The sequence below is a fragment of the Acetobacter tropicalis genome, from assembly GCF_030644465.1.
In the GTDB taxonomy this organism is placed as follows: domain Bacteria; phylum Pseudomonadota; class Alphaproteobacteria; order Acetobacterales; family Acetobacteraceae; genus Acetobacter; species Acetobacter tropicalis.
In genome coordinates this window covers 2,724,264-2,750,714 of record NZ_JAUYUW010000001.1, presented here as the reverse complement: position 1 = coordinate 2,750,714, position 26,451 = coordinate 2,724,264, and the positions used below count along the sequence as shown (strand labels likewise).

20 protein-coding genes and 1 pseudogene are annotated in these 26,451 nt (G+C 54.7%); 17 read left to right on the top strand and 4 right to left on the bottom strand.

Features of this window, described 5'->3' with window-relative positions:
* Window position 1: 1 nt before the first annotated feature.
* From QWU00_RS12505 to QWU00_RS12485, 5 genes and pseudogenes are all read left to right on the top strand, one after another.
* Window positions 2-907: a Cof-type HAD-IIB family hydrolase gene (locus tag QWU00_RS12505; RefSeq protein WP_035377851.1), complete on the top strand. Its 906-nt coding sequence runs from the start codon at window positions 2-4 to the stop codon at window positions 905-907.
* Between the two features lie 4 nt (window positions 908-911).
* A complete protein-coding gene (locus tag QWU00_RS12500) occupies window positions 912-1,730 on the top strand; it encodes a Cof-type HAD-IIB family hydrolase (RefSeq protein ID WP_035377849.1) in 819 nt (272 codons plus the stop codon).
* Between the two features lie 4 nt (window positions 1,731-1,734).
* Entirely contained in the window at window positions 1,735-2,475 is a 741-nt protein-coding gene (pgl, locus tag QWU00_RS12495) for a 6-phosphogluconolactonase (protein WP_035377847.1), read from the top strand.
* Between the two features lie 32 nt (window positions 2,476-2,507).
* Window positions 2,508-3,209: pseudogene (gene rpiA, locus QWU00_RS12490) on the top strand (ribose-5-phosphate isomerase RpiA); the annotation flags it as partial.
* 105 nt (window positions 3,210-3,314) lie between these two features.
* Window positions 3,315-3,797, top strand: coding sequence for a gluconokinase (locus QWU00_RS12485; RefSeq protein WP_231551603.1), 483 nt, complete (start codon window positions 3,315-3,317; stop codon window positions 3,795-3,797).
* 29 nt (window positions 3,798-3,826) lie between these two features.
* Here the strand turns inward: QWU00_RS12485 and QWU00_RS12480 are convergent, their stop codons facing one another.
* Window positions 3,827-4,108 (bottom strand): hypothetical protein, encoded by a 282-nt coding sequence (locus tag QWU00_RS12480; protein WP_231551563.1) that lies wholly within the window; start codon window positions 4,106-4,108, stop codon window positions 3,827-3,829.
* A gap of 444 nt (window positions 4,109-4,552) precedes the next feature.
* Between QWU00_RS12480 and QWU00_RS12475 the strand changes: the two genes are divergently transcribed.
* The 8 genes from QWU00_RS12475 to QWU00_RS12440 all read left to right on the top strand — a co-directional run bounded on the left by QWU00_RS12475 (window position 4,553) and on the right by QWU00_RS12440 (window position 14,821).
* Window positions 4,553-5,617 (top strand): ABC transporter substrate-binding protein, encoded by a 1,065-nt coding sequence (locus tag QWU00_RS12475; RefSeq protein WP_052051168.1) that lies wholly within the window; start codon window positions 4,553-4,555, stop codon window positions 5,615-5,617.
* A 211-nt stretch (window positions 5,618-5,828) separates the two neighbouring features.
* Window positions 5,829-7,598, top strand: a complete 1,770-nt coding sequence (locus tag QWU00_RS12470; RefSeq protein WP_035377843.1) for a chloride channel protein — start codon at window positions 5,829-5,831, stop codon at window positions 7,596-7,598.
* Window positions 7,599-7,821: 223 nt separating this feature from the next.
* Entirely contained in the window at window positions 7,822-8,865 is a 1,044-nt protein-coding gene (locus QWU00_RS12465) for an NAD(P)H-quinone oxidoreductase (protein ID WP_231551561.1), read from the top strand.
* A gap of 162 nt (window positions 8,866-9,027) precedes the next feature.
* A complete protein-coding gene (locus QWU00_RS12460) occupies window positions 9,028-9,711 on the top strand; it encodes a YggS family pyridoxal phosphate-dependent enzyme (RefSeq protein ID WP_035377841.1) in 684 nt (227 codons plus the stop codon).
* Between the two features lie 95 nt (window positions 9,712-9,806).
* A complete protein-coding gene (locus QWU00_RS12455) occupies window positions 9,807-11,792 on the top strand; it encodes a potassium transporter Kup (RefSeq protein WP_035377839.1) in 1,986 nt (661 codons plus the stop codon).
* Window positions 11,789-12,949: a radical SAM family heme chaperone HemW gene (gene hemW, locus QWU00_RS12450; protein ID WP_035377837.1), complete on the top strand. Its 1,161-nt coding sequence runs from the start codon at window positions 11,789-11,791 to the stop codon at window positions 12,947-12,949. The genes QWU00_RS12455 and hemW overlap by 4 nt, the downstream gene beginning before the upstream one ends.
* Window positions 12,950-13,196: 247 nt before the next feature.
* Entirely contained in the window at window positions 13,197-14,309 is a 1,113-nt protein-coding gene (locus tag QWU00_RS12445; protein ID WP_035377835.1) for a nucleoside hydrolase, read from the top strand.
* Between the two features lie 86 nt (window positions 14,310-14,395).
* Complete coding sequence (locus QWU00_RS12440; protein ID WP_035377833.1) at window positions 14,396-14,821, top strand: DUF1489 family protein; 426 nt, start codon at window positions 14,396-14,398, stop codon at window positions 14,819-14,821.
* An 89-nt stretch (window positions 14,822-14,910) separates the two neighbouring features.
* On the opposite strand, the gene QWU00_RS12435 is transcribed toward QWU00_RS12440, so the two are convergent.
* A complete protein-coding gene (locus tag QWU00_RS12435) occupies window positions 14,911-17,784 on the bottom strand; it encodes a TonB-dependent receptor (protein WP_304651057.1) in 2,874 nt (957 codons plus the stop codon).
* Between the two features lie 80 nt (window positions 17,785-17,864).
* On the opposite strand from QWU00_RS12435, the gene QWU00_RS12430 reads away from it, so the two are divergent.
* Window positions 17,865-18,944, top strand: a complete 1,080-nt coding sequence (locus QWU00_RS12430; RefSeq protein WP_007397870.1) for an IS5 family transposase — start codon at window positions 17,865-17,867, stop codon at window positions 18,942-18,944.
* 110 nt (window positions 18,945-19,054) lie between these two features.
* Here QWU00_RS12430 and QWU00_RS12425 read toward each other — a convergent pair whose 3' ends face one another.
* Window positions 19,055-19,504, bottom strand: coding sequence for a hypothetical protein (locus QWU00_RS12425; RefSeq protein ID WP_156105422.1), 450 nt, complete (start codon window positions 19,502-19,504; stop codon window positions 19,055-19,057).
* Between the two features lie 424 nt (window positions 19,505-19,928).
* Between QWU00_RS12425 and QWU00_RS12420 the strand changes: the two genes are divergently transcribed.
* The 3 genes from QWU00_RS12420 to QWU00_RS12410 all read left to right on the top strand — a co-directional run bounded on the left by QWU00_RS12420 (window position 19,929) and on the right by QWU00_RS12410 (window position 23,890).
* On the top strand, window positions 19,929-22,079 hold the full coding sequence (locus QWU00_RS12420) for a M3 family metallopeptidase (protein ID WP_035381219.1): 2,151 nt from the start codon (window positions 19,929-19,931) through the stop codon (window positions 22,077-22,079).
* 649 nt (window positions 22,080-22,728) lie between these two features.
* Window positions 22,729-23,250, top strand: a complete 522-nt coding sequence (locus tag QWU00_RS12415) for a hypothetical protein (protein WP_150395703.1) — start codon at window positions 22,729-22,731, stop codon at window positions 23,248-23,250.
* 34 nt (window positions 23,251-23,284) lie between these two features.
* Complete coding sequence (locus QWU00_RS12410) at window positions 23,285-23,890, top strand: superoxide dismutase (RefSeq protein WP_035381222.1); 606 nt, start codon at window positions 23,285-23,287, stop codon at window positions 23,888-23,890.
* Window positions 23,891-24,051: 161 nt separating this feature from the next.
* Here QWU00_RS12410 and QWU00_RS12405 read toward each other — a convergent pair whose 3' ends face one another.
* On the bottom strand, window positions 24,052-26,415 hold the full coding sequence (locus QWU00_RS12405) for a TonB-dependent receptor (protein ID WP_231551812.1): 2,364 nt from the start codon (window positions 26,413-26,415) through the stop codon (window positions 24,052-24,054).
* Window positions 26,416-26,451 lie beyond the last annotated feature (36 nt).

The window sequence follows — 26,451 nt, the reverse complement described above, 5'->3', positions numbered from 1 at the left end:
CATGATGGTTAACGAAAACGCCCGTCAGGCTGCCCTCCCGCCCCCGGCATCCCGCATCAAACTTGTGGTGTCCGATATGGACGGCACATTGCTCACGCCAGAAAAACAGGTCACGCACCACAGCATCGCGGCGATCAAAGCCTTGAAAGAGGCTGGCGTTCCGGTCTGTCTTGTCAGCAGCCGTCCGCCCAATGGCATGGAAATGTATTTTGAAGTGCTGGGCATTGATACACCCTATGGCGCGCTGAATGGCGGCACCATTTTCAACGCCGACCGCACCATTCGCTCCCAGCTTTCTCTTGACCCGGAAGCCGTGCAGGAAGCGCTGGACATGCTGAAAGTGCATCACATTGATGCGTGGCTGTTCCGCGGCCATGAATGGCTGGTGGAAAACGAAACAGGAGCCTATGTGGAGCCTGAAAAACGCGCCATTCACATGCAGCCGCATATTGTGTCCTCATTCGCCGGTTCCCTGAACGGAATTGGCAAAATCACCGGCTCCAGCGCAGATTATGAGGCCCTTGAACGGCAGGAACTGGAAATTGGCTCCCTGCTGGAAGGCCGCGCCAGCGTTGCCCGGTCCAGTTCATGGTTTCTGGATATAACCCCATCCGACGCCAACAAGGGCCACGCCCTGCGCCAGCTTGCGGCCTTCTACGGTATTTCCCCCTCGGAAGTGGCATGCATCGGAGACATGAATAACGATATCCCCATGCTGAAACTGGCCGGTCTGGCCATCGCCATGGGGCAGGCAACGGACCATGTGCGCTCTCACGCGCATTTTGTGACCGACAGCAACGATCACGACGGCTGGGCCAAGGCCATGGAGCAACTGGTTCTGCCGCGCGTGGAAAAACCCACGTCCGACAAAACAGCCCCTGAGGCCACTACTCCCCACGGAGCCTGACATCATGGCCACTCCCCAGCATGATATCCGTCTTGTGCTGGCGGATGTCGATGGCACGCTGGTCACGCGGGAAAAAATCCTGACGCCGCGTGCCATTCGGGCCGTTCATGCACTGCGGGAAAAGAATATCATTTTCGCCATTACCTCCGGCAGACCTCCGCGAGGAATGGAAATGCTGGTACAGCCCCTAGAACTTTCCGCCCCTTTGGCCGGGTTCAACGGCGGCATGATGGTACATCCGGACCTCAGCCTGATTGAGGCCCTCCGCCTGCCCCGCAGCACTGCGCAAAAAACATTGGACCTGTTGAAAGACCATCAGGTTCCCGCCTGGATTTACACCAGCACGGAATGGCTGGTGCCTGATGCCCATGGCCCGCATGTGGCGCGGGAAGAATGGACCGTGAAGTTCCCCCCGCGTGAAACACAGGATCTTGACGCAGCGCTTGATGACGTCGTGAAAATTACCGGCGTGAGTGATGATGCTGCTCTGATGCAGTCAGTGGCGAGCACATTGCAGCGAGAACTGGGAACAGAAGCCTCCGCCGCGCTTTCTCAGCCCTACTATGTTGACATCACTCACCCGCACGCCAACAAGGGCGGCGTTGTGCATACACTTGAACGGCTGCTGGGCGTTCCGACCACCGCCATGCTGACAGTGGGTGATCAACCCAATGATGTGCTGATGTTCCGTGCCAGTGGCGTGTCCATTGCCATGGGGCAGGCCACAGAAGACGTGAAGGCAAGTGCCACATGGACAACTGCATCCTCTGAGGAGGAAGGGTTTGCCCGAGGCATAGAGCGCTTTGTGCTAGGAGAGGACTAAAACCATGGCAGGACAGGATACTCGGACAGGAAGTGTGAGTGTTTTTGCAGACCGGGAGGAAGCCACACGGCATCTGGCAGACTGGCTGCTGCAACTTGCCACGGAAAAAAACGAAGGCCCTTTCGCCCTCGCCCTTTCAGGAGGCAGTACACCACAAAGCCTGTATAGCCTGATGGCGACCGAACCCTATGCCAGCCGTTTTCCATGGGCGCGGATGCAGTTCTTTCTGGGTGATGACCGTTTCCTGCCGCATGACCATGAGGACAGCAATTTCGGCATGATGCACCGCCTGCTCTTCTCGCGCGTGCCAGTCCCCGCCGAAAACCTGCACCCCATGCCCGGCGTTGGCACAGCCGAAGATGCCGCCCGCTCTTATGAAACGCGACTGAAGCAGTTCTATGGGGCAGACACGTTTGAAGCTGATCGTCCGCTCTTTGACGTCAACCTGCTCGGCTTGGGCAGCGATGGTCATACCGCCTCCCTCTTTCCGGGCCAGCCGGTTCTGAAGGAACAGACAGCCTGGGTTGCCACCTGCGTGCCGCCTGCTGCCCCTTATACCCGCATCACCCTCACCTATCCGGCCATTCATGCAAGCCGCCATGTGGTGTTTCTGGTAGAAGGCGCAGGCAAGAAAGAAGCTGTTGCCAAAGTGCGTGCGCAAGACCCCTCCTGCCCGGCCAGCGCCATTACTGCTATGGGAGACCTGCGCTGGGTGCTGGACCGCGCCGCCAGCCCTGACGCATAACGAGACCAAGAAGAAAAAACTAGGAAAACGCCATGACCGGAACGCAACTTGATCCTGCCGCACAGTTCAAACAGCAGGCTGCCATCAGAGCAGCTTCCCTGGTGCAGGATGGCATGGCCGTAGGCCTGGGCACAGGGTCAACAGCGGTCTTTGTTGTAGCGGAACTTGGCCGCCGTATGCGGGAAGAAGGGTTGCGCATCTGCGCCATTCCAACCTCTGACGCCACAGAAGCGCAGGCCCGCGAGGAAGGGATTCCTCTTACCGATTTTGGCCGACACCCAGATCTGGACATTGCCATTGATGGCGCGGATGAAATCGAACCCGGCACATTAAATCTGGTCAAGGGCCGCGGCGGTGCGTTGCTGCGTGAAAAAATAGTGGCTTCTGCCGCCCGCCAGTTTGTGGTTGTGGCCGACAACAGCAAATATGTGGACCATCTGGGCACACTCTGCCCAGTTCCTGTTGAGGTTGTGCCGTTTGGATGGGAAAGTGCCGCCGCCCGGCTTGCACGCCTTGGCGCACAGGTGGCACCCCGCAAAAAACGGGATGGCTCCTTCTATCTGACAGATGAAAAAAATCTGATCATGGATTGTGTGTTCGGTCGCATTGAAGACCCCGATACGCTGAGCCAGAACATTTACAATATTGTGGGCGTTATTGAGCACGGCCTGTTTCTCCACATGGCCACCCAGACCATTACAGCCGGGCCAGAAGGCATTCGCATTCTGCATCCCGGCGAGAGATCTGCCGCACAGTTAAGCAGCGAGATTCTGGGCAGCCAGCAGGTTCTACCCACCCAACCGGCGGCAGAAGGCATCAAGAAGCATCTTCTGGTCATCATGGGGGTATCCGGCTGCGGCAAAACCACAGTCGCTGAAGGGCTGCGCAATGAACTGGGCTGGCCGTTTCAGGAAGGAGACGCCCTGCACCCCTCCGCCAATGTGCAGAAAATGGCCGCAGGCATTCCTTTGAATGATGAGGATCGCTGGCCGTGGCTGGAACATTGCCACGCATGGCTGGCGCAATGTGAGCAGAACGGAACAGGCGGCATTCTGACATGCTCCGCCCTCAAACGCTCCTACCGTGATGTGCTCCGGCGGGAGGGGCTGAATCCGTTGTTTATCTATCTGCATGTCGATCAAGCCGTTCTGGCCCAGCGCCTGCAAACACGCACCGGGCATTACATGCCGGCCAGCCTGCTTCCCAGCCAGTTGCAAACACTGGAACCCCCGGCAGCCGATGAACACGCCATCAGCGTATCCGTGGCCACCCCGCCGCCCCAGACCATTGCGGAAATTCTCTCAAAACTGAAAAGCCTTTAACTGACAGCAAAGACTTTGCAGAAAGCACTCTAGGCCATAACCGTACGGTTACGCCGCCAGGTGTCTTCCAGGGCATCAGCTGGGTCCATATGTTCACCGCTCCATGCGCCATCCGTATCTGGCGCATGAGCAAGCGCACGCCATGCCGCAGTGCCGGTCTGGCGCTCCAGTTTGATAACCCATGATGGCGGAATACGGGCCAGAAGCCGTTCTATCTTCTGGCCAGATGTCAGCGGTTTTGCGTAATTATGGCCCATGGCGTTGCCTCGGTCTCTGCTCTGTTCCGCTTCTTGTTTCAGAAGCCGTGTCACACCGCAAAAGTGGTCCAAAGAGTATGCCCAGCCCACCGTAGAAGGAAAAGACGGCTCCGTGCATCTCTGGGTCTTGGCGATGGAGCACGCAGCCTATACTTAACCCAGCTCTGTTGCAGGACGCCGCGCAACCGTGTCTTTACAACTAACTGACTTTTTATATGGTTGCCCTGTCAACGAATTGATACGCACATTCCGCGGTCTGCCGGGTGTGGTATCCGGTACCACGTAACAGGCAACGCCCTCCGCCTGACGGGCTTCTGCAAACCGATTTGCATGAGAAAGCTGCGCCGCCTGGTAAAGGACCTTATCTCCCAGCATCACTTTGTGTTGGCGCATGGCTTTCTCTCCTCTTTGCCTCGTTCTCTGAAAGGCCTGTTGGCGCGCATTGCGTCCCGCCTATCCATATTCTATGGTATATACTCAAGTTCTATTGAGGTCTGCATGCGCGCGCTTAAGCTTTCACGCTCCAGAAACCGCCGCTCTTTTCTTCTGGCTGGCCTGTTTGGCACGGCATTGGCTACCGCTCTCCTTTTCCCTTCACTCAGCCTGACAGCACAGGCTCGAACTGTTGTGGATATGAGCGGCACCCCTGTGGAGATCAAGGATACCCCTGCCTTTATTGCTGATCTCTGGTTTGCGCATAATGAGATTCTTGTCATGCTGGGGGCGGCAGACAAAATCCGGGTTACGGCGGAAAAACCCGCTGACCGCCCATGGCTGTTCAAGATCGCCCCTGTGCTCCTGAAAGCGGAAACAGGCGTCCATGCAGAGACAGTCAATCCTGAAGATCTTCTTTCCCGGCATATTGATCTGGTCATTGTGCCCCAGCGGGGGCAGGCGGATGCGCTCCGCAAGCTCGGCCTGCCAACACTGCATGCGCAATACACCACTGTCCCGCAGATGCTTCAGTCAATCGACATGACAGCGGATGCGCTCAGCACATCCCATGCCCATGATGTAGCTCGCGCATATCGGCAGAAAATGGACACTCTCACCAGTCTGCTGCAAAGCCGTGTAAGCCGTCTCCCAGCCTCGGCTCGCCCACGGGTGTTGCACATTGCCGCCCTGAATCCGCTCCAGATAGACGGGCAAAACACCATGATTGATACATGGATCAAAACAGCCGGAGGAGAAAACGCCGCTACTGTCTCCGGTAATCATCGCCCCACCACGTTTGAGCAGATTGCTACATGGAACCCGGATATTATTATTCTGGGGGCCACAGCCGGAGAAGTTGACCCCTCCTCCCCGCTTCGTTTCCTGCCTGCATTCCAGCAGAGGAAATGGGCCCGTAACCCTCAAGGAGTCTTTCCGTGGGATCGCTACGGCTGTGAGGAACTGCTCCAGCTAGAATGGGCCGCCAAACTGTTCCACCCGGCAGAATTTGCAGATCTGGATATGCGGCAGGACGTGCGGACTTTCTATCACTCCTTTTTCCACTATGCCCTGACCGAAGAAGACATCACGCGCATTCTGGCCGCTCAGCCCCCAGCCCGTACCCCCTGAAACAGCACGGCTCCTGCCTCTCAGCCCCTTCGCGCTAAAGAGCGGGAAAGACGAAAAACCAGAATATTTTTAAAATATAACTGAATTTCCCTCCTATCTCGCGCTATCAGGCCAGCATGCGCAAAAAACCTTTGCCCCGCTGGCCCGAAACAGGCACCGTCTGCCACGTGACACAACGGATGGATCTTCTCCAGCCAGTCCTGCCGCAACCATGACGGGCTTTCTGGGCCACATACGCACCCATGCGACCGTGCCCGGTTTTCTGGCAGCGGTCAGGGCTCTTGTACGCACGGATACCCTGTGGCTGGTCGCCCTCGCGGCCATTGTCGGCCTTCTGGCGGGGGCAACCGTCAGCCTCATGACAGCCGCAACCTTTGTGGCACATCATCTGCTGGCACCGGGGTCCGGTCGCCTTTCCGGGCTATCTTCTGTCATGCCTGCCCGTGCGCTTCTGGTGCCAAGTCTGGGCGGCCTGCTGTTGGGGCTGGCAGGATATATATTGGCGCGCAAAACACGGTTCAGGCCCGTTGACCCGGTAGAAGCCAACGCTCTGCACGGAGGCCGCATGTCCTTGCGTGATAGTCTGATTGTGGCCGGACAGACGGTGCTCTCCAATGGCTGCGGGGCCTCTCTGGGGCTGGAGGCCGGGTTCAGTCAGCTTGGGGCCGCCTTCGGGTCCCGCATTGGTCGCCAGTTACGTATGCACCGGGCGGATGTGCGCCTTCTGGTAGGGTGTGGGGCAGCAGGAGCCATTGGCGCAGCGTTTGACGCCCCTCTGGCTGGGGCCTTCTATGCGTTTGAACTGATTATCGGCTCCTACACCTTTACGGCGCTGGCTCCGGTAGCGCTCGCCGCAGTTGTCGCCATTGGTATGGTGCATCTTACCGGCATGGTGCTTCCCCCCATTGTGGTGCAAACGCCGCCAGCGATTCCTCCCTTAGCCTATCTTCCCATTGCTTTACTGGGAGCCGTTAGCGCACTTGTCGCGGTGGCCCTCATGAAGGGTGTCACACTCACAGAGCGGGCAATGCATGCTCTGCCTGCTCCTGTCTGGTTACGGCCCGCAATAGGTGGTCTGCTGGTGGGTCTGCTGGCACTTGTCTCCCCTTCCGTACTGTCCTCTGGTCACATGGCCATGCGGGCCGGGCTGATTGATACCCCGCCCTTCCTCATCGCCCTTAGCCTGCTAGGTCTGAAGGCGCTGGCTTCCGCCATCTCCATCGGTTCGGGGTTTCGGGGCGGCCTCTTTTTTGCTTCGCTCTATCTGGGGGTGCTCACCGGCGCTGTTTTCGCGGGGATCATCTCACCTCTCATGATTCTTCCTGTTTCCGTATGCGCGGTGGTGGGTATGTGCGCACTGGCCGTTGCCGTCATCGGTGGCCCCATGACCATGATTTTTCTGGCACTGGAAACAACCGGCAGCTTGCCACTGACAAGTGCCGTTATGGTCTCGGCCATTGTATCGTCCATTACCGTACGGCGCACGTTTGGATATTCCTTCGCAACATGGCGCTTCCATCTGCGGGGCGAGAACATTCGCTCCGGAGTGGATGTGGGGTGGATGCGTAGCCTGACAGTCGAACGGATGATGCGCACGGAAGCTGTCACATTCCCGGCCACGGAGACCGTCGGCGCCGCCCGACAGGCCTTTCCATCTCACACCCCGCGTTACATCATTCTGCGCGATGAGCAGGAGCATTATAAAGGGCTGGTGGAAAATGTTGCCTTCCATGCCGCCCGCTATACAGCCACCACTCCACTGATGGATCTGGTGCCCCCTGATGATGAAGCACTTCTCCCGGAAACATCGCTTTCTGCAGCGCTGGCCTGTTTTGAACGCACCAGTCGCCCGGCCTGTGCTGTGATCAACACCAGACATCAGGTTCTTGGTCTGCTCAGCGAGCGCTATGTCCTGCGCCGGTATGCGGAAGAACTGGAACGCACCCGCCGCGAACTGGCGGGAGAAAAATATAGGCCCTGAACACCGCTCAGAAGCCGCCTTCCCTCCTTTAACCGGCGGGAAGACTCTGATCTTCCAGACAGATTTTTCCGCACCCACAAAGCAATATCCGCCACTCCGTCCTGATAAGCACCCAGAACATCTCGACGTCTTTCTACCGGAGACGTGAAGCCGCCTGCTCTTTTGGTTTGAAACAAAATGAGGCTTGATACGCTTCCTGCTCTGATCAACCAGTAGGCATATCATGACCGCTTCAACCAACACGCATCTTTCGGGCACCATGAAAGCCGTCTGTTTTACGGAACCGGGTGCGCCGGATGTCATGCAAATTGAGTCCCTCCCCATCCCGCAGCCGGGACGCGGCGAGGTGCTGGTGCGTGTCATGGCAGCAGGGATAAACCGCCCGGATATCATGCAGCGGAAAGGGCTTTATCCCCCACCACCGGGAGCAAACCCTCGGCTGGGGCTGGAAATTTCTGGAGAAGTGGTCGCCTGTGGCACGGCGCTGGCCGATCAAGACATGCCCGCCATAGGCAGCAAAGTCTGCGCTCTAGCCAATGGCGGGGGTTATGCGGAGTATTGCCTTGTGCCCGCAGGCCAATGCCTGCCATGGCCGGAAGGGCTTACCGCCGTACAGGCGGCTGCCCTTCCTGAAACTTTCTTTACCGTGTGGTCCAACCTCTTCATGCCCACGCCTGTCACCAAAGGAGAGAATGTGCTGATCCATGGTGGCTCCAGCGGAATTGGCACGACGGCCATCCAGCTTGTCAAAGCGTTTGGCGGCATTCCTTACGTGACAGCCGGAACGGCAGAGAAATGCGCCCTGTGTGAAACGCTGGGGGCAACCGCCATTAACTATAAAGAAGAGGATTTTGCCGAGCGCCTGCGGGAGTTAACCAACGGCAAAGGCGTTAACCTCATTCTGGATATGATTGGCGGAGCCTATCTGGACCGCAATCTCCGCTCTCTTGCCGTGGATGGCAAGCTGGTGATCATCGCCCTGCAAGGGGGAGCCAAAGCGGAAAAAGCGGATCTTGCCCGGATCATGACCCGACGGCTGATTGTAACCGGCAGCACCTTGCGGGCACGCGACATTACAACCAAAAGCCGCATTGCCCGCCAGCTAGAAGAAAAAGTCTGGCCTTTGCTTGCAGACGGCACCATTCGCCCCATCATCTACGCCACCTTTCCGTTTGCAGACGTGGCGAAGGCCCATCAGGAGATGGAAAATGGGGAGCATTCGGGCAAAATCATTCTCACACTAGAGTCCACGCCCAAACCTCAATAACAGTCTCTCAGGCACACCATCCGAGAGGGAGGGTGCCCTTTCCGGCCATTGTCGGCTAAAGTGGCAACAGGAGGACATGTGCGCCTTATTCCTGCCTGCTTTACAGAGGGCGGGAAAGAAGGGGCATGGCCTCATCCTTGTTGTTTGAGAAGCTTTGTTTTTATGGCCCCATCATCCCCCCTTGCGGACAGGCTTGAACATGTCCGCGCCAGTATTGACGCCGCCGCGCGCAATGCAGGACGAGACCCCGCCTCCGTAACCTTGGTGGCTGTTTCCAAATTTCATCCTGCCAGCAGCATTGAAGACGCCATAGCAGCGGGGCAACGCGTTTTTGGTGAAAACCGGGTGCAGGAAGCTGCTGCCAAGTTTCCGCCATTGAGGCAAACCACCCCGGATCTGCGCCTTCATCTGATTGGGGGCCTGCAAACCAACAAGGCGCGAGATGCCGTACGACTGGCAGATATGATTGAAAGCCTCGATCGCCCCGCCCTCGCTGATGCTCTGGCCCATGCGGCAGAAATCGTGGGCCGCCTGCCTGAGCTTCTGATTGAAGTGAACACGGGTGATGAACCCCAGAAATTCGGCGTCCCGCGTGAGGACGCTGATGCGTTCATCCGCACCTGCCGCCAGCGTTTTGGAAACAAACTGCGGGGATTAATGTGTATTCCCCCGGCGCAGGAAGACGCCACACCCCACTTCCAACTCCTCCGCAGCATGGCGCAGGAACATGGCTTGCCCATGCTCTCCATGGGCATGTCTGCCGATTACCCACAGGCCATTGCACAAGGGGCAACAATGGTCCGGGTCGGGACGGCCATCTTCGGCCCACGCCCGGCTTCCACCTGAGGGATATTCAGTGATGACTTGCTTCTTTATGGAAACCCGCCTTATGCAAGCCGCCGGGAGTGAATTCCCACGCGCCACGTGGAGCCAGAACTGACATGACCGATCCAACCAGCACACCCGCCGGGGCCGATCCCGGTAAATCCGCACCGCCCCATACCGGCACACATGCGGCTCCACGGCATATTACCGACTTTGACGCCGACCAACCGCAACATACCGCCGCCCCCGTAGGGTTTGCCGCTCTTCTTGGTGTGCTGGGCGTGGTGTATGGCGATATCGGCACCAGCCCGCTCTACGCCTTCCGCTCCACTGTGGAAGTCATCTCCGGCCATCACTCCGTTGCACCGTGGGAGATCATGGGCGTCGCCAGTCTGATTTTCTGGACGCTCATCCTCATCGTGACAGTCAAATATGTCCTGCTCATCATGCGGGCCGACCATAATGGAGAGGGCGGTATTCTTGCCATCACCTCTCTGGCACAGCGCGTTGCCACCAGCACCAAGGTCCGAACAGCGTTAGGGCTGGTTGGTATTGTCGGGGCCTGTCTGTTCTTTGGGGATGGCATCATTACTCCTGCCATCTCGGTGCTCTCCGCCATTGAAGGGGTGGAAGTCAGTGTTCCGGCGGCGCATGATTTTGTCATACCGCTCGCCATTATCGTCATCATAAGCCTGTTCAGTGTCCAGTGGATCGGCACGGGCAAGGTCGGGACCATATTTGGCCCTGTCATGTTGCTATGGTTTGGCACGCTGGGCGTTCTGGGGCTGCTGGAAATCCTGCATCACCCGGCCATTCTCATGGCGCTTTCTCCTACCTATGCGCTGGAGTTCGTCTTTTATCACGGCAAGCTTTCCTTCCTTGCCCTAGGGTCCGTGGTGCTGTGCGTAACCGGGGCGGAAGCCCTGTATGCCGATATGGGGCATTTTGGCCGTGCGCCCATCCGTTATGCGTGGCTGTTTTTTGTGCTACCCATGCTGGTGCTGAACTATTTCGGGCAGGCGGCGCTGGTCATTTCCGACCCCAAAGCGTTGGTGAACCCGTTCTTCCTGCTGTGCCCGCACTGGATGCAGGCCCCCATGATCGTGCTGTCCACACTGGCAACGGTTATTGCCAGCCAGGCCGGTATTTCTGGCGGGTTCTCCATCTGCCGTCAGCTTATCCAGCTTGGTTACATGCCGCGGCTGCGCATTACCCACACCAATGCGGAAGAAGAAGGCCAGATCTACCTGCCAGACTTCAACCGCTTTCTGGCAGTGGGAGCCGTGCTGCTGGTTGTAGCCTTCCGTAGTTCTGATGCGCTGGCCTCAGCTTACGGCATCGCGGTTACCGGCACCTTCATTTGCACCTCCGTGCTGGCCATTGTGGTCTTCCGCCGCCACTTCAACTGGTCACGCTACAAAGTCGCCGCCGTGTTCGGCAGCTTTCTGCTGCTTGACCTTATCTTCTTTTCCGCCAACGCGCTCAAAATTCCAGATGGTGGCTGGGTGCCGGTCCTGCTGGGCTGTGTTCTGACCCTGATGATGACCACATGGAAAAAAGGACGCGGCCTGATTGTCAGCCGTCAACGGCAGGACAGTCTGCCTATGGGCTCCTTTATTGCGCGGCTGCCCCAGTCCCGCATTATCCGCGTGCCCGGCATGGCCGTGTTCATGACAGGCACGCCGGACTTTGTGCCCCCCTGCCTGCTGCACAACCTGCGGCATAACAAGATTCTGCATGACCATGTGCTGTTTGTGACCGTGCAGAACCTTGATCAGCCGGAAGCAGACCGAGGCCACCGTGTTTCTGTTGAAGAACTGGCTCCCAACATCTACCGCGTGATCCTGCGTTACGGGTTTATGGAAATGCCCAATATCCCGCGGGCGCTGGAAGATCTGAAGGCCAATGGCGTGGATTTTGACGCGCTCCAGGCCTCCTATTTCACGTCACGCGAACTCATCACCCGGTCTTCCGTGCCGCGCCTGTCCCACTGGCGCATGTCCCTGTTCATGTTCATGGCGCGCAATTCCACATCCAGCATGGAGTTCTTCCGCATCCCGCCTGATCGCGTGGTGCAGTTGGGCGTCAAGGTGGCTATCTGACCCAGTCCACCGAACCCCTTGCGCTCTACATCCACTGGCCATTCTGTCTGGCCAAGTGCCCGTACTGTGATTTCAACTCACACGTACGGGAAAGGATGCCGGAAACCCGCTTTGCTCAAGCGCTGCGCACTGAACTCGCGCACGATGCCGCACGCCTTGGCCGTCGTAAGCTAGGCTCCATCTTCTTTGGCGGAGGCACGCCATCTCTGATGGCACCGGAGAGCGTGGCGGCCCTGATAGAAGACGCTACCAGCCTGTTTGACCCTCTGCCGGACATGGAAATCACACTGGAGGCCAACCCCACCAGTGTGGAAGCAAGCCGCCTGAGCGCCTTCCGTCAGGCAGGCATCAACCGAGTTTCTCTGGGCATACAGGCGCTGGATGATGCATCCCTCCAGTTTCTGGGCCGGCAACATTCCGCCCGGCAGGCACTCGCTGCACTGGAAACAGCCCGCACCCTGTTCCCGCGCATCACGTTTGATCTGATCTACGCCCGCCCCGGCCAATCTCTGGCAGACTGGAAAGCCGAACTGGATACCGCCCTGCAACTGGTGGCGGACCATGTTTCTCTCTACCAACTGACCATCGAACCCGGCACCAAATTTGAAGCCCTGTACCGCACCGGTGCCTTTACCCTGCCAGATGAAGATCAGGCCGCCGCCTTATATGAGGAAACCGCAACCGTCACTGGCCGCCATGGGCTCGCCGGGTATGAGGTCTCCAATTATGCAAAGCCAGGCAGTGAAAGCCGCCATAACCTGACATACTGGCGCTACGGAGACTATCTGGGGCTTGGCCCCGGCGCACACGGGCGCGTCACGCAAGGCACGGACCTGTTCGCCACCCGCCGCCACCGCGCCCCAGAACCATGGGCTGATCTGGTAGAACGTACAAGCACCGGCCAGACCTCTCAGGAAGCCCTCGTGCCATTGGAACGTGCGCGTGAAATGCTGCTGATGGGCCTACGTGTCAGCGAAGGGCTGACCCTTCCCCGCTTTGAAGCGCGCACAGGCCTGACACTGGAACAGGCCACAGACCCAACCATTCTGGCCGCGGCCATTGAAGAAGGGTATCTGCAACGCAGCGCCACAACCCTGCGCGCTACGCCGGAAGGCCGCCTGCGGCTGGAAGCCCTTCTGCACGCGCTGGTGCTGTAAAAAGTTCCAAGGGCTCAAGAAAACCACCACACATCTTTTTACAAAGCCGGATACACGCCGCGCCTCCTGCCCTCAGGCGCGGCTATGACCAGCCTCTATCCCCACTCACGTTATGAGGCAAGCCGGGCCTCCGCGCTTTTTTGCCGCCTTTCTCGTGATACTGCTTTTGATGCCCCTCCACATCTCTCTATAGTGCGTCTCGGTTCTCTCCGGAGGGCTGCCATTCTTCTCAAAACCGAGGCTCCGCATGCGTTCGCCCTCTTTCTTTCGTCGTTCAGCTCTGCGGTTGACAACCGCCCTTGCAACAGCACTGGCTCTGCTCTCCACAGCGCAGCCCCATGCCCACGCCGAGGGAACGCAGGAGCCCGCCCTTGTCATTGAAGATAATGATTTTCTGGGGCCTGGCGGGTCAGATATCCAGTCTGCCATCCCGCTGTTGGCTAACCCGCATATCAAGGTGCTGGGTTTTACTGTCAGCACAGGAGATGACTGGGAAAACGCAGAGTCCGCACATCTGCGGCGCTTTCTGGAAATTGCCAACAAAAGCGAGATTCCGGTCGCGGATGGCGCAGTCTATCCCCTGATCAACAGCGTTCCGCTCATGAAACTGCGTGAACAGCAGTTCGGTCGTATTCCATGGAAAGGCGCGTGGGGCGGCCTGGGCTCCATGGACAAAGTGCCTGACACACAGCCGGATCTCCCAAAACTGGCCGAAGGCGCACCCAAAACGCCTGCCGCAGCAGAAAGCGCCGCCCTGTTCATGATTCGCATGGTGCATGAACATCCGCATCAGGTCACCATTCTGGAGGCCGGGCCCATGACCAATCTGGCGCTTGCCATTCGGCTTGATCCCTCTTTTGCCGCCACCGCCAAACAGCTTGTTTTTATGGGTGGGCTGCTGGACACCAACATGATGTCCATTACCGGCAACGCGGATTTCGCTTCTGATTTCAATATGATTTTTGACCCGGAAGCAGCCCACATCACCCTCACCGCCCTTTGGCCCTCCATCACCGTGGTTGGCAACATCTCGAACGATGTGATGATGACCAAGGATTACATGGCCAAAATCACCAAAAAGACCTCACCCGTCACGAGCTACCTGAGCAAATACTACTCCCCCTTGCCCATGTGGGATGAAATGGCCGCAGCCATCACCGCAGATCCTTCTCTGGTGCAGCAGTCCGTCAAAGCCTACATGGATATTGATATCAGCAAGGGTATCCACTATGGCCACGCCCATGTCTGGCCCAAGGATCTCGCTCCACGCACCATGCATGTGCGCGAAGTAACCATTGTGCAGAAAATTGATGCAGAGCGCTTCCTGACCAGCTTTGTGCAACAGGCGCAATCGCTGTGATACACCACAGCCCGCTCCCCCACCGCACACCAGTGGTCTGAAAAATCGGAATGTTCCTTGGTCTCGGTTTGTTCTAGACTGAGACCATGCTCAACCTGATCAAACTTGTTGTAGGTGTCAGTTCACTGGAAGAGTTGATGGAGCGGCAGAAAATGCCGCTCAACAGCCGCCTCCATCAGGAGCACGGCGCTCTGCCGGTCGTTCATACCCGCTCTTACCCTCGCCGGGCGGCTGACATTCTTGAAGGTGGATCACTATACAGGGTTATCAGCGGCCTGATCCAATGCCGCCAACGCGTGCTGGATATTCAGACCGAAACACGGCCCGACGGCACTCAGGGCACGATCTTCCTGCTCTCTCCAGAAATCATTCGCGTAGAGCCCCGCGCTCTACGCCCCTTTCAGGGGTGGCGGTATCTGGAAACCAAAGACGCCCCTAAAGACCTCACCACCACCCAGATATCAACCCTCCCCCCGCATCTGCAAAAAGAGCTGACACTGCTCGGGCTTTAAGAAACTCTCACAAAAAAGGCCATCCCCAAAAGGATGGCCTTTCTGCACTCCGCAGGTTTCAGGATGCCAATGCATCCTGACCTGTTTTCTTAGAACTCCACGCCAGCCTGAACCTGGAAGTTCCGGCCAATAATGGCATCCCAATAACGGTTGGTGCTGCCCTGGTACGGATACTGGGGTTTAGCATCAAACACGTTGTTCATCACAAAGCTCACATTGTAATGCTTGGCAAATGTGTAGCCAATGGTCGTGTTGAACATGAAATACTGCTTCATGGTGTTGTTCGGATAGACGCCATCAGCAACCTGAAGCATATATTTCGCTTTCCCGTAGTACATCATCTGCCACTGAACGAACAACGGGCCACGCATATAGTTGAAGTTGGCCGTAAAGTTGTCACGCAGATCGCTTGACGTACCCAGATAGTCGTACTGACTGGTCAGAATGGAACCATTATGAATGAAGCCATGCTTATAGTTTACGGTTGTCTGTAAAGCGCCATCATCTTCAGAAAGACCCAGCCTGCTCAAAGGCAAATAATAAGACAGATGCGCCTGTAATCCCCGGTAGTGCTCGGTTCCGATGTTATAATACCCGGTATGGAACCCCTCACTAAGCTGGCTATTTGAATCGCGGGAAAAGGAATGGCAATACTGGTTATTGGGATAAGAGGCAGAATCATAACATGCGGCAAGAATATCATCCATACCCAAGGATGCGACCTCGTTTTTCACCCGCACATCGTAGAAATCTGCGCCAATGGTCAGCCCCCGTACCCACCGTGGTTGAAAAGACGCCCCTCCGGTAAACTGGGTTGATTCTTCATTCTGAAGGTTCTTATTACCACCATTCAGACCTTTAATTGTAAATTTGTTATAATTAGACTGGAAATTTGCAGGAACACCCGCTTTACGACAATTGGCCAACCGAATATCAGGATGCGGGCCAGAATTGATGGCCGTCATGTCACAAGGATCAGTCCCTTGATTAAAAACGGTCGCTTCAGGAGAATAAAGCTCAGTAATGGCAGGTGCACGGAAAGATGTTGTATAATTACCGTGGAATACAATATCCCGTACCGGCGCATAACTACCACCACCTGAATAAGCCCAGAAACCGCCCGTCGCACTGTTGTTCACATAACGGCCAGAACCTGTTGCAGTTAGCGCATACACACCCGGAATATTCATTTGCGGAGATACAAGCGGAATCATGGTTTCGCCATAGACTTCGTTTGTATGGTACGCACCACCCACATTTGTCAGCGGCAGGGTATTACCGTATTGCTGATATGAACCGTCAGACATCAACTCTCCACGGTAGAAATTACCGGGATTAAAATTCATACCTTCATAACGGTGCTCATACCCAATATCATATGTCCATTGCCCAGCAGGAAGCTTCACCACCGTGCTTCGAACATCCGCGTTGAAATCCCATTGCTGGTTGATGGATTTGGTACGTGCATCTGTCTGAATATAATCAGCACCAGCTTTATTGGACTGGTTCACACCAAAAGGATTAATAGGCGAACACGTTGAATTAAGAGAAGGATACGCGGCACTGGTATAGCCAGAAGCGCACACAATATTCCCCGCCCCATCTGGTACCGCATTAATAGCATTTATATAATTCTGGGTCAGAATTTCCCGCTGTTCCGTGCTGGAACGGTACTGCCCATATTCAGCACTTCCTTTCCATTCGAACTTGCGGCCAGCAAAATGGAAATCCCCCTGTAAACCACCAACAAACCGGAACAGGTTTGTGTTGGTTGTATATTTACCAGTGTAATAATCCGTGTTTGCACGCGCAAGGTAGAACTGATCCGTAGGAAGACCCGCGGCTTGCAGATTATTGATAATAGTCGCCCGTTCCGCGGATGTCAGATAAGGATTGTTGGTACTGAGAGGCAATGCACCATTGCCATTATACCTATCGGTCATGGCATCGCCAAACATCTGCGTGTTATAATAAGGCTGGTTCGCCATATTAGACGCTGAAGACCGAACATACCACCCTTCAAAAGAAGCGCGAAGATGATCGGTAATATCGTAGTGCCCCAACAGGGTCAGGTTAAGACGCTGCTGGTTGGTAATCAGATTATTGTAATTGCTGATCGGGAAACCATTGTTATTTGCTTTTTTGCCAGTTGCGGTCAGGCCATCGCCAGTAGGTTTTCCATAACTCAATGGCACCAGAGACTTACCATCCTGGCTAAACACCAGCGGCTGCCCCGCTGCATTGGTGATAGCCGTTCCCGCGTTCTGCCCATATTCATTAGGCAGATCATAATAAGCGCCAGACATAGACGGCACACCTGCCGTGGTGAATGGTAGATAATACCGCCCACCATGCGACAGTTCATAACCGCTGCCAGCCTCGTTACGCACGTACTGCCGGCGATCATCGCCTGCACCGACCCAGTTGGCGCGGTCAGCATTGGTCATACCAAATACCTGATTGTATTCCGTATCGAATACAATGGTGCCACGGTCATGATCAAAATGGCGACCAACCTTGCCAGCCAGCCGATAATTAATGGCATCCTGCCGCTGACTGAAGCCAGTCTGACCATCGAACTTTACGCCCTGATAGTCGTCATCCAGAACAAAGTTCTGCACACCGGCAATAGCATCAGAGCCATAAACAGGACCGCCGGAACCCACAACCGTTTCTACTTTTTTAATCAGGAGAGTCGGGATATTGCCAATATCCACAGGCGAGCCAGCAACAACCCCAAAGATAGAAGAGGTAGCAGAAGATACGAAACGACGCCCATTAACCAGTGTTAGGGTACGTTGAGCACCGAGCCCCAACAGATCGCCATAGGTCTGACCTGCACCAAAATCCCCCTGCTGAGCTCCGATCGGGCTGTTGTCTGGCACAGAATAGTTTGGATTTTCCCGCATCAGCGCTAAGCCGATGTTGGTATAACCCCGCTTCTGGATCTGCTCTGCATCCAGATGGAGGGTTCGAAAAACCTCTTGGCTCTGAGTATTTTGTGTGATTCCATTTCTTCGGCGTTGATTGGGGATGGTGGAAGATGAAACAGCCTGGTTTCTTTGATGTTGAAGAGCGGCTTGCTCGTTTGAGCGGTCTTGGCGATCAGCTTGAAGCGTTTTCCCGGACTGTGGATTTTGAGGTGTTCCGCCCTGATCTGGAGAAGGCTCTGGCCTATTCAGATGGAAGCAAGGGCGGGCGACCGCCATTTGATCCGGTGTTGATGTTCAAGATCCTGGTGATCCAGACGCTCAACAATTTGTCTGATGAGCGGACAGAGTATCTCATCAACGATCGCCTCTCCTTTATGCGTTTCCTTGGTCTGGGACTTTCAGATCGGGTGCCCGATGCCAAAACAATCTGGCTGTTCCGTGAACGCCTGACACAGGCGGGGGCCATTGAAAGACTGTTTGAGCGCTTTGATGCGACCCTGCGCAGCGCTGGTTATCTGCCGATGTCAGGCCAGATCCTGGATGCCACGCTCGTAGCGGCTCCGAAGCAGCGCAATACAAACGCAGAGAAAGCGGATCTGCGAGCAGGCCGTATTCCTGAAGACTGGCAGGACAAGCCCTCCAAACTGTCGCACAAGGACAGGCATGCACGATGGACGCTGAAGTTCACGAAGGCGAAGCAGCAGGATGATGGAACCATGCCATCCAGCGATCTTGCCATCCCGTTCTTTGGCTACAAATCCCACGTCTCCATCGATCGGAAGTTTCGGTTCATCCGAAAATGGAAGACGACGGATGCCGCCGCCAGTGATGGTGCGCGATTGAGAGAGGGGCTGCTGGATAAAACCAATACGGCCTCAAGCGTCTGGGCTGATACAGCGTATCGCTCAAAAGCCAATGAAGACTTCATGGAAAAGCATGGCTTTGTCTCAAAGGTTCACAGGAAGAAGCCGCATCTCAAACCCATGCCACTCCATATCCAGCGGTCCAATGCAGGAAAGTCCATGATCCGCTCGCGTGTCGAGCATGTTTTTGCCGACCAGAAATCACAGACGGGATTGTTCATCCGAACTGTCGGTATTACCCGGGCCACCATGAGGATCGGGCTGGCCAATATCGTCTACAACATGCGCCGCTTCCTCTTCCTGCAGCGGATCAGCACCACAGCGTAGCTATCAAGCGGGTAACAGCTCCCAATCTGCTCAAAACGCAGACCGGATGCCATCGCAAAAACCGTCAATCAAATCGCCAAAAGCCAGAAATTACCCGCCAAGCACATCAATCAACGGTTCTTCGATCCCTCCAGATCCATGGTTGCCATCGTGTTGGTCAGACGGTTCTGCAACAGACGCGAACCCGTAACCGTCACGTTTTCTGTATTCGATTCCGTTCCGGCACTGGAATCAGAAGCCTGCTTCATAACTTTTGACGCTACGGAATCCTGATCCGTGGAAGTCGCCTGGCTCTGCGTTGCAGATGCAGCAGGCGTCACAGTAGCGGATGTAGTGGTAGAAGCGCCCGTTGCAGGCTGAGATACTGCCTTTGTAGCAGTTTTAGCGTGAGCTTTCTTCGCCTTGCTTGTTTTAGCAGATGCTTTGGGAGCAACTTCTGCGTTTGTTTGAGCTTTTGCAACGCTTATCAAAGCCGGAGTGCTAATCGCCAGAACAGGCAAGACGTAGAGCAAAGAGAAGGAAAGTGAGGTCCCCTTCTTCCTACGATGTCCTTGTATCATTCAAAATAGTCCCGAAACCAAGGTTAAATGCTTTTTTAAAAAAGCGGTGCCTTTATTAAGAGCCTATTTTTCGATTGGTCGATCCCAAAATTCCGGGTGTGCAATATTTTGCTCAAGAAATGCTGCATTTTTGACACAGTTTCTGGCAGAAAAACGCATAACTATAGGGAATTCATGCGCTCAATTCATACCTCATTAGGAAACCGAAATATGAAATAGACTGCGCGAAGCGTCTTTATTCAGTTTTTATGCCTTTTGCGAGCAGAAAAAGCACTCTGCCTGTTAGTCTTTTCCATCTGTATCATAAAAGACACAGGCTTGCCTTGACACCCCGGTTTCTGCCCCATAACCGGAAGGAACCATAACCTTGGAATGACAAAGTTATACCGGATTACCAAGGGTCCGGACCTCTAGGAGATTCAGAATGATCCGCCGTCCCTGGCTGCTCGCCATGACAGCCGCCACCTGCCTTACCGGGTGGGCTTTTACCGCGACCGCCGCCCCCCTGCCAGACTCCAATCCGTTCGCTGCGGAAAGCACGCTGCCCTACCATGCCCCCCCCTTTAATCTGATCAAGGATTCAGATTACCAGCCTGCATTTGAACAGGGCATGGCTGAACAGGCGGACGAAATAAACCGCATTGCCAGCAACCCGGAAGCCGCAAGCTTTGACAACACCATTGTGGCCATGGAACGCTCCGGCCGTCTGCTGGATCGGGTGAACGAAGCCTTCAGTGGCGTGTACTCCGCCAACACGAATCCAACTCTGGACAAAGTGCAGGAGATTATCGGCCCCAAGCTCTCCGCGCATGAGGACAGCATCTATCTGAATCCCAAACTGTTCGCACGTGTGCAGTATCTGCATGCACGTCAGGACGCCCTAAGCCTGAATGCAGAGCAGAAGCAGGTGCTGGATGTCTATTATCAAGCCTTCATCCACGCAGGCGCTCAGCTTTCCGACGCAGACAAAGCGACGCTACGTGATCTGAACACCCGGCTTTCCAAGCTGGAAACGCTGTTTCAGCAAAAGCTTCTGGCAGCCACCAAAGCTGCGGCTCTGGTTGTTCCTGACAAAAACAAGCTTGCCGGGCTTGATGAGGCTGCCATCACCAATGCTCTAAACGCCGCCAAAGACCGCAAGCTGACGGACAAATGGCTTCTGCCCTTGCAGAACACCACCCAGCAGCCGCAACTGGCAGCCCTGACGGACCGGGAAACACGCCAGGCACTGTTTGAACAGTCCTGGACCCGCGCGGAAAAAGGCGGCGAGAACGATACCCGCGAGACCATTGCCACACTGGCGCAATTACGGGCGCAAAAGGCGGCTCTGTTCGGTTATAAGAACTACGCCAGCTATGTCCTTTTTGACCAAATGGCCAAAACACCAGAAGCTGTTCACAGCTTCATTTCTCAAATTGTTCCCGCTCTCGCGGCAGAGCAGAAACGGGAAGTGAGTGACCTGCAAAACCTGATCAACAGAAGCACAAAAAACGGCGCTCCCTCCTTCCAGCTCAAGCCTTGGGATTGGTCTTACTATGCAGACCAGCTTCGCAAGGAAAAATTCAACTTTGATGAAAATCAGGTTAAACCGTATTTTGAGCTGAATACTGTTCTGCAGGATGGTGTTTTCTTTGCTGCCAACCGCCTATACGGCATAACGTTCAAACGCCGCACAGATATTCCAGTCTATAACCCTGATGTGATGGTTTTTGAAGTTTTTGACAAAGATGGTTCGGCACTCGGGCTAATCTATTTTGATTACTTCCAGCGTGACAATAAAAACGGTGGCGCCTGGATGTCCAATTTTGTGGGGCAATCCACTCTTCTGGGTACAAAGCCTGTTGTCTATAACGTCGCCAACTTTGCAAAACCCGCTGCAGGCCAACCGGCCCTTATCTCGTTTGATGATGTCACAACCATGTTCCATGAATTCGGGCATGCGCTGCATGGGCTGTTTGCCAACCAGACCTACCCGATTGTATCCGGTACATCCGTCGCACGAGACTTTGTGGAATTCCCCTCCCAGTTCAATGAACACTGGGCACTTGATGCCACTGTGCTGAACCACTATGCCCGCCACTACAAGACGGGGGCCGCCATGCCTGCCACTCTGGTGGCGCAGTTGAAAAAAGCGGCAACTTTCAACCAAGGTTACAAGTTTGGTGAAGTTGTAACCGCCGCTGAACTGGACATGGACTGGCATAGCCTGACAGCCACAGCCCCCAAGCAGGATGTGGATACGTTTGAAAAAACAGCTCTTGCCAAAATGGGGCTGGATACGGAAAACGTTCCTCCACGCTACCGCTCCAGCTACTTCCTGCATATCTGGGCCAATGGATATTCCGCAGGCTACTATGCGTATCTCTGGACAGAAATGCTGGATGACGACACCTTCGCATGGTTTGAAAAGCACGGTGGCCTGACCCGCCAGAACGGTCAACGCTTCCGTGACATGATCCTCTCTCGTGGCCATACGCAGGACTACGGACCCATGTTCCGGGCATTCTACGGCAAAGATCCAGACATCGGCCCCATGCTGGCTTCCCGTGGTCTGGCGGAAGATACCAGCGAATAATAGTCCCTCGCTCCCTCCCCTTGGCTAGAGGGAGCAGAAAGAACAAAAGGCGGTTACTGTGGTTCAGGCTGCAGAACCGCCTTTCCTGTATACGGACCATGGCAAAACCGTATCTGGCCGAGAGTAATGTCACACTGTTCGTAAAAACCCAGATCCGTTTTTACCAGAGTACGGCCCGTATAGGGGCCCTGACAGACCGAAACACGTCCAATCGTGATAGAACAAAGGCGTAATGAGCCGGACTGTTTGACCACCGCCATCCCCGAATAAGGGACCTGACAAAAATCGAGATGCCCTACAGAAAACTGGCAGACTCTCACAGATGTGTCCTTAGGACCCGCTTGTGCACCGAACGGAGCAAGCAAAACGCCGAACAGACACCACCAGATCCCACCATAAAATCTCTGCTTACGCGCTTTGGGAATCCCCCGCTTCCCCTGTCCTCCGTTCATAGTTTCATTCCCGATAACGGCTTAGAAGAGACAGGAAACAACCCTTTAAACCCTGATTGAGGCATCCCCTTTAGCCAACATCCTACCACCATACCCCCTACGGGCCCATGCCATGACGCATGGAATTATAGCATATTGTATATTTTAGTGTTTATGCTATTTTATGCAGCTTATCCTATTTTGCGGAGTGTTTGAAGATGCAGCAGGTTAGCCAGCCGCCTCACTCTGAAGCCCTATGGCGAATGCTCACCCAGCAAGCGAACGCCGCATACGCTCAGCAGCACACTCTGAGCGCACACGCAAAATATACGGAGGCCATGACCAAGGCAGAGGAGATGCTTCAGATTTTTCAGGAAACTGGTGTTCCCCTTTCTGCGCCACTGGCCTTTGTCATCTCTTGTCATAATCTGGCTGACTGCTTGGAGACCCAAAAACAGACGGACCAAGCAGCGCATTTTCTGCGTTATGCATGCACCAAGTTGACCCACCTTGCCCAACGGCCAGAACTCCCCCTGCAAGCGCGACTGGCGTGCGTTGAGCAACTCCGCCCCGCCGTCAATGTGTTGAGCGAACAGTCAATACCCTCATTGTCACATCAACAGGACATTCAGAACCTTATAGCGCAGGCTCGTACAGCGGCGCTCACGGTTTATCAGGTTGCCAGCTACGCGGTGCAAACCCGGCTGGAAGACGCTCCGGTAACGGAACGCCCCTCATAAAATGAGGGTTAATAAAAAAGGGATTAGGGAAAACATGTTTAAATTACCTGAGCTGCCATACGCTCTGGATGCGCTTGCTCCTTACATGTCTGCCGAAACACTTGAGTATCATCACGGCAAACATCACAAAGCCTATGTTGACAAGCTGAATGAACTGACAGCCAGCGGTGCCTTTGATGGTCTGGATCTGGAAGAAATTATCCGCAAATCAGCGCAGGACCCAAGCCAGAAAGTTTTATTCAACCAGGCTGGCCAGCATTGGAACCACTCCTTTTTCTGGCTGAGCATGAAAGCCAAAGGCGGCGGTACCATTCCAGGGGCACTTGAAAAACAGTTGATTGCAGATTTTGGCGCGCTGGACGCATTTAAAGCCGAATTCAAAGCGGCCTGTGTGTCTCAGTTTGGCAGCGGCTGGGGTTGGTTGGTTCATGATGGCGAAAAGCTGACCATTACAAAAACAGCCAACGCAGACACACCGCTTGCACACGGCCACACGGCCCTGCTGACATGCGATGTGTGGGAACATGCCTATTATATTGATTATCGCAACATGCGCCCAAAATACGTTGAAGCTTTCCTGAGCGATCTGGTGGACTGGGAACGTGTCGCGGCTCTCTATGAACAGGCTTCGTCCCGGTAAAATTTTAAAACTTTAGGCTGAAGCCTTTTGTTAAGTAGGGGATGGGGCATTCCATTGCCCATCCCCTGTTTTTGGCTGCCCTGAGCAGCCCTGTTGGGTCACTGGGAGCGGACACCCCAGTCTTCCGCGCCGCCCCCATATACATCATCAAAAAGCGATTATCAGAACTCTGAAACCACCGAGAAATAGGTGCCGCGGCGCTGCCCATACTGCGCCTGATAGATCCCTACCCCGCTTCCGTCTCGTAGCTGATAGCGCTTGTCAAACAGATTGACCACATCAGCACGAATCTGGATATCATGGCCAAAGGGAACTTTTGTAAAGGTGTGTTGATAGCCAATATTGAACACATCATATTCCGGCTGTTTTTGAAGGTTCGCAAACCCACTCCGCAAACCGTAGCCGTAAACAAAATCGACATAGGCCATATCGTGCTTGGTGCTCCACGAGACCCCAGCCGTTGCCGTATATTCCCCTTGATGATCAAGCTGAATAGCGTGGTTTTTAATGTAAGCCAGTTCAGCCAGATCAAACTGATACTGCGCAGAATTGATGTCACGCGCGGAAGTTTTTACATACGAAAAATTACCAAAGACAGACCACGGACCATGCCGCCATGAACTACCGAATTCTGCCCCATAAACCCGGCCACGTTTATAACTGAACGGAGCAAGAATAACGGCTCGGCCAAACTGCCCCAGATCGGTCAGATCATGAGCCCATTTGGCATAGGCATCCAGCGTAATCTGGAATTCAGGTGTAATGCGCTGAAGAATCCCGCCATCCACATAATTCGATTTCTCAACCTTGGTCGCGTTATTTATCAGATTGGCTGCCGCATTTGTGGTGCCAACAAATTTCGCCAATGTGGAAGGATAGACATATTGCGGAGAAGGCGGCGCAAAATAGCGGGAATAACCAATGTGCAACGTTGTCGTACGCGTGGGTTTCCACACCATATTTGCGCGCGGGCTCAATTGTCCTTCATTTCCAAAAGAGGATGCAAATCGGTCATAACGAATACCATAGTTAAATGTTAGGTTATTGGTAATCTTATATTCATCCTGAATGTAGGCACCAGCCTCAACAGACCAGTTTCCCGTATTATCAATAATACGGCGTGCCACATTTGAAGTCTGGTTCCCATTTTCATCGACCGGAAAAGCCAGTGTATTCGTATCCAGCCGCTCGGACGTATATTGCCCCAGAATACCCGCACGTAATGTATGATGCCGCGCAATTTCATAAGACAGATCAAACTGCACACCGCCAGTGGTAAAATCATTCACCTCGTGTTCAGAAACACCTTGATAAATCAGGTCCCGATCCCGATCCGGCGTGTAATCAATGCGCCCATATCGGAAATAAGGTGAGACCTGAAAATTCAGCTTGTCCGCACTCCGCTGGTAGGACAGCACAGCGTAATAATTCTGTTCCGTCTGACTGTCATCCAGATTTGACCAATGCATGGACGGGTCATGTGCATTCACCCCCGCAACATCATAGATGGTCGTATAATCCGGGCTATTGACGTCAAACGTCTTGAACGAATTAGGAATTTCAAAATCTGCATAGGACGCACTTGTCAGCAGGGAAATCCTGCTCACGTCATCAATATGATAGGAAAGATAGGAAAATGCCTTTTCCTGCTCAGTCACATCATGGATAGGCCGAAAGGTGTCACTGGGGTTTTCAATTCCGATATTATTACGCGTAAAGGACACTGTGGTGAAATAATCCAGTTTCCCCTTTTGCCCTCCCAACTGGATGGAGGGCACAAAAGTGTTGTAGCTCCCTCCGTAGAGCGAAACCTGATTATGTTTCAGACTATCCCCTGTCTTGGTATTGACGTCCACCACTCCGGCGGTTCTGAAACCAAACTGCGCGGGAAGCGTGCCGGTCAACAGATCCACTGACTGAATGATACGGGTATCCAGTTCCTGCCCAAAACCATTCAAACCTTCCGGCAACAACACACCATTAACCCGGTATGTCAGACCTCCATGCTCCCCACGAACATGCACTTCTCCATAGCTGTCCATCACCACGCCAGGAACACGAAGAAGGATCTGATTAAAGGCCGCATTCTGGCCCTGAGGGGTGGACGCAATCTGGCGCTGGTCAATATTGTAATCAACGGCGCCCAGCCCCGGAAAAATACGGGCTCGCTGACGGTTGAGATGCCCCACCACGTTAATCTGCTCACCAGACGCAGCTTCTTTCCGCGTAGGTATCTCTGCGTCCTTCTGAGCCTTTGACTGCTCGACTTTCTGTTTTTTGCCAACCGCCGATGCCGGTGCAGACTGCCCGCCCTGCGCACGTTTTTCGGTTATCTGCGCCTTTTCTGCCCCTGTATCCGTATTCGCACAGGCAATGGGGCCACTGAAGCAGCCCAACCCAACCGCCACACATGAGCACAGTAATGCCCGCGCGCCCGCACCAGATCTAGTGCAGCGACCTGCATGATTTTTAGGGAAACGCACCTGCTTATAAAGATAGCTTTTGCTATATCGTGTGGTGAACATGGAGACGTACTTCTTCAGCAAAGAAAGCCCGAAGGC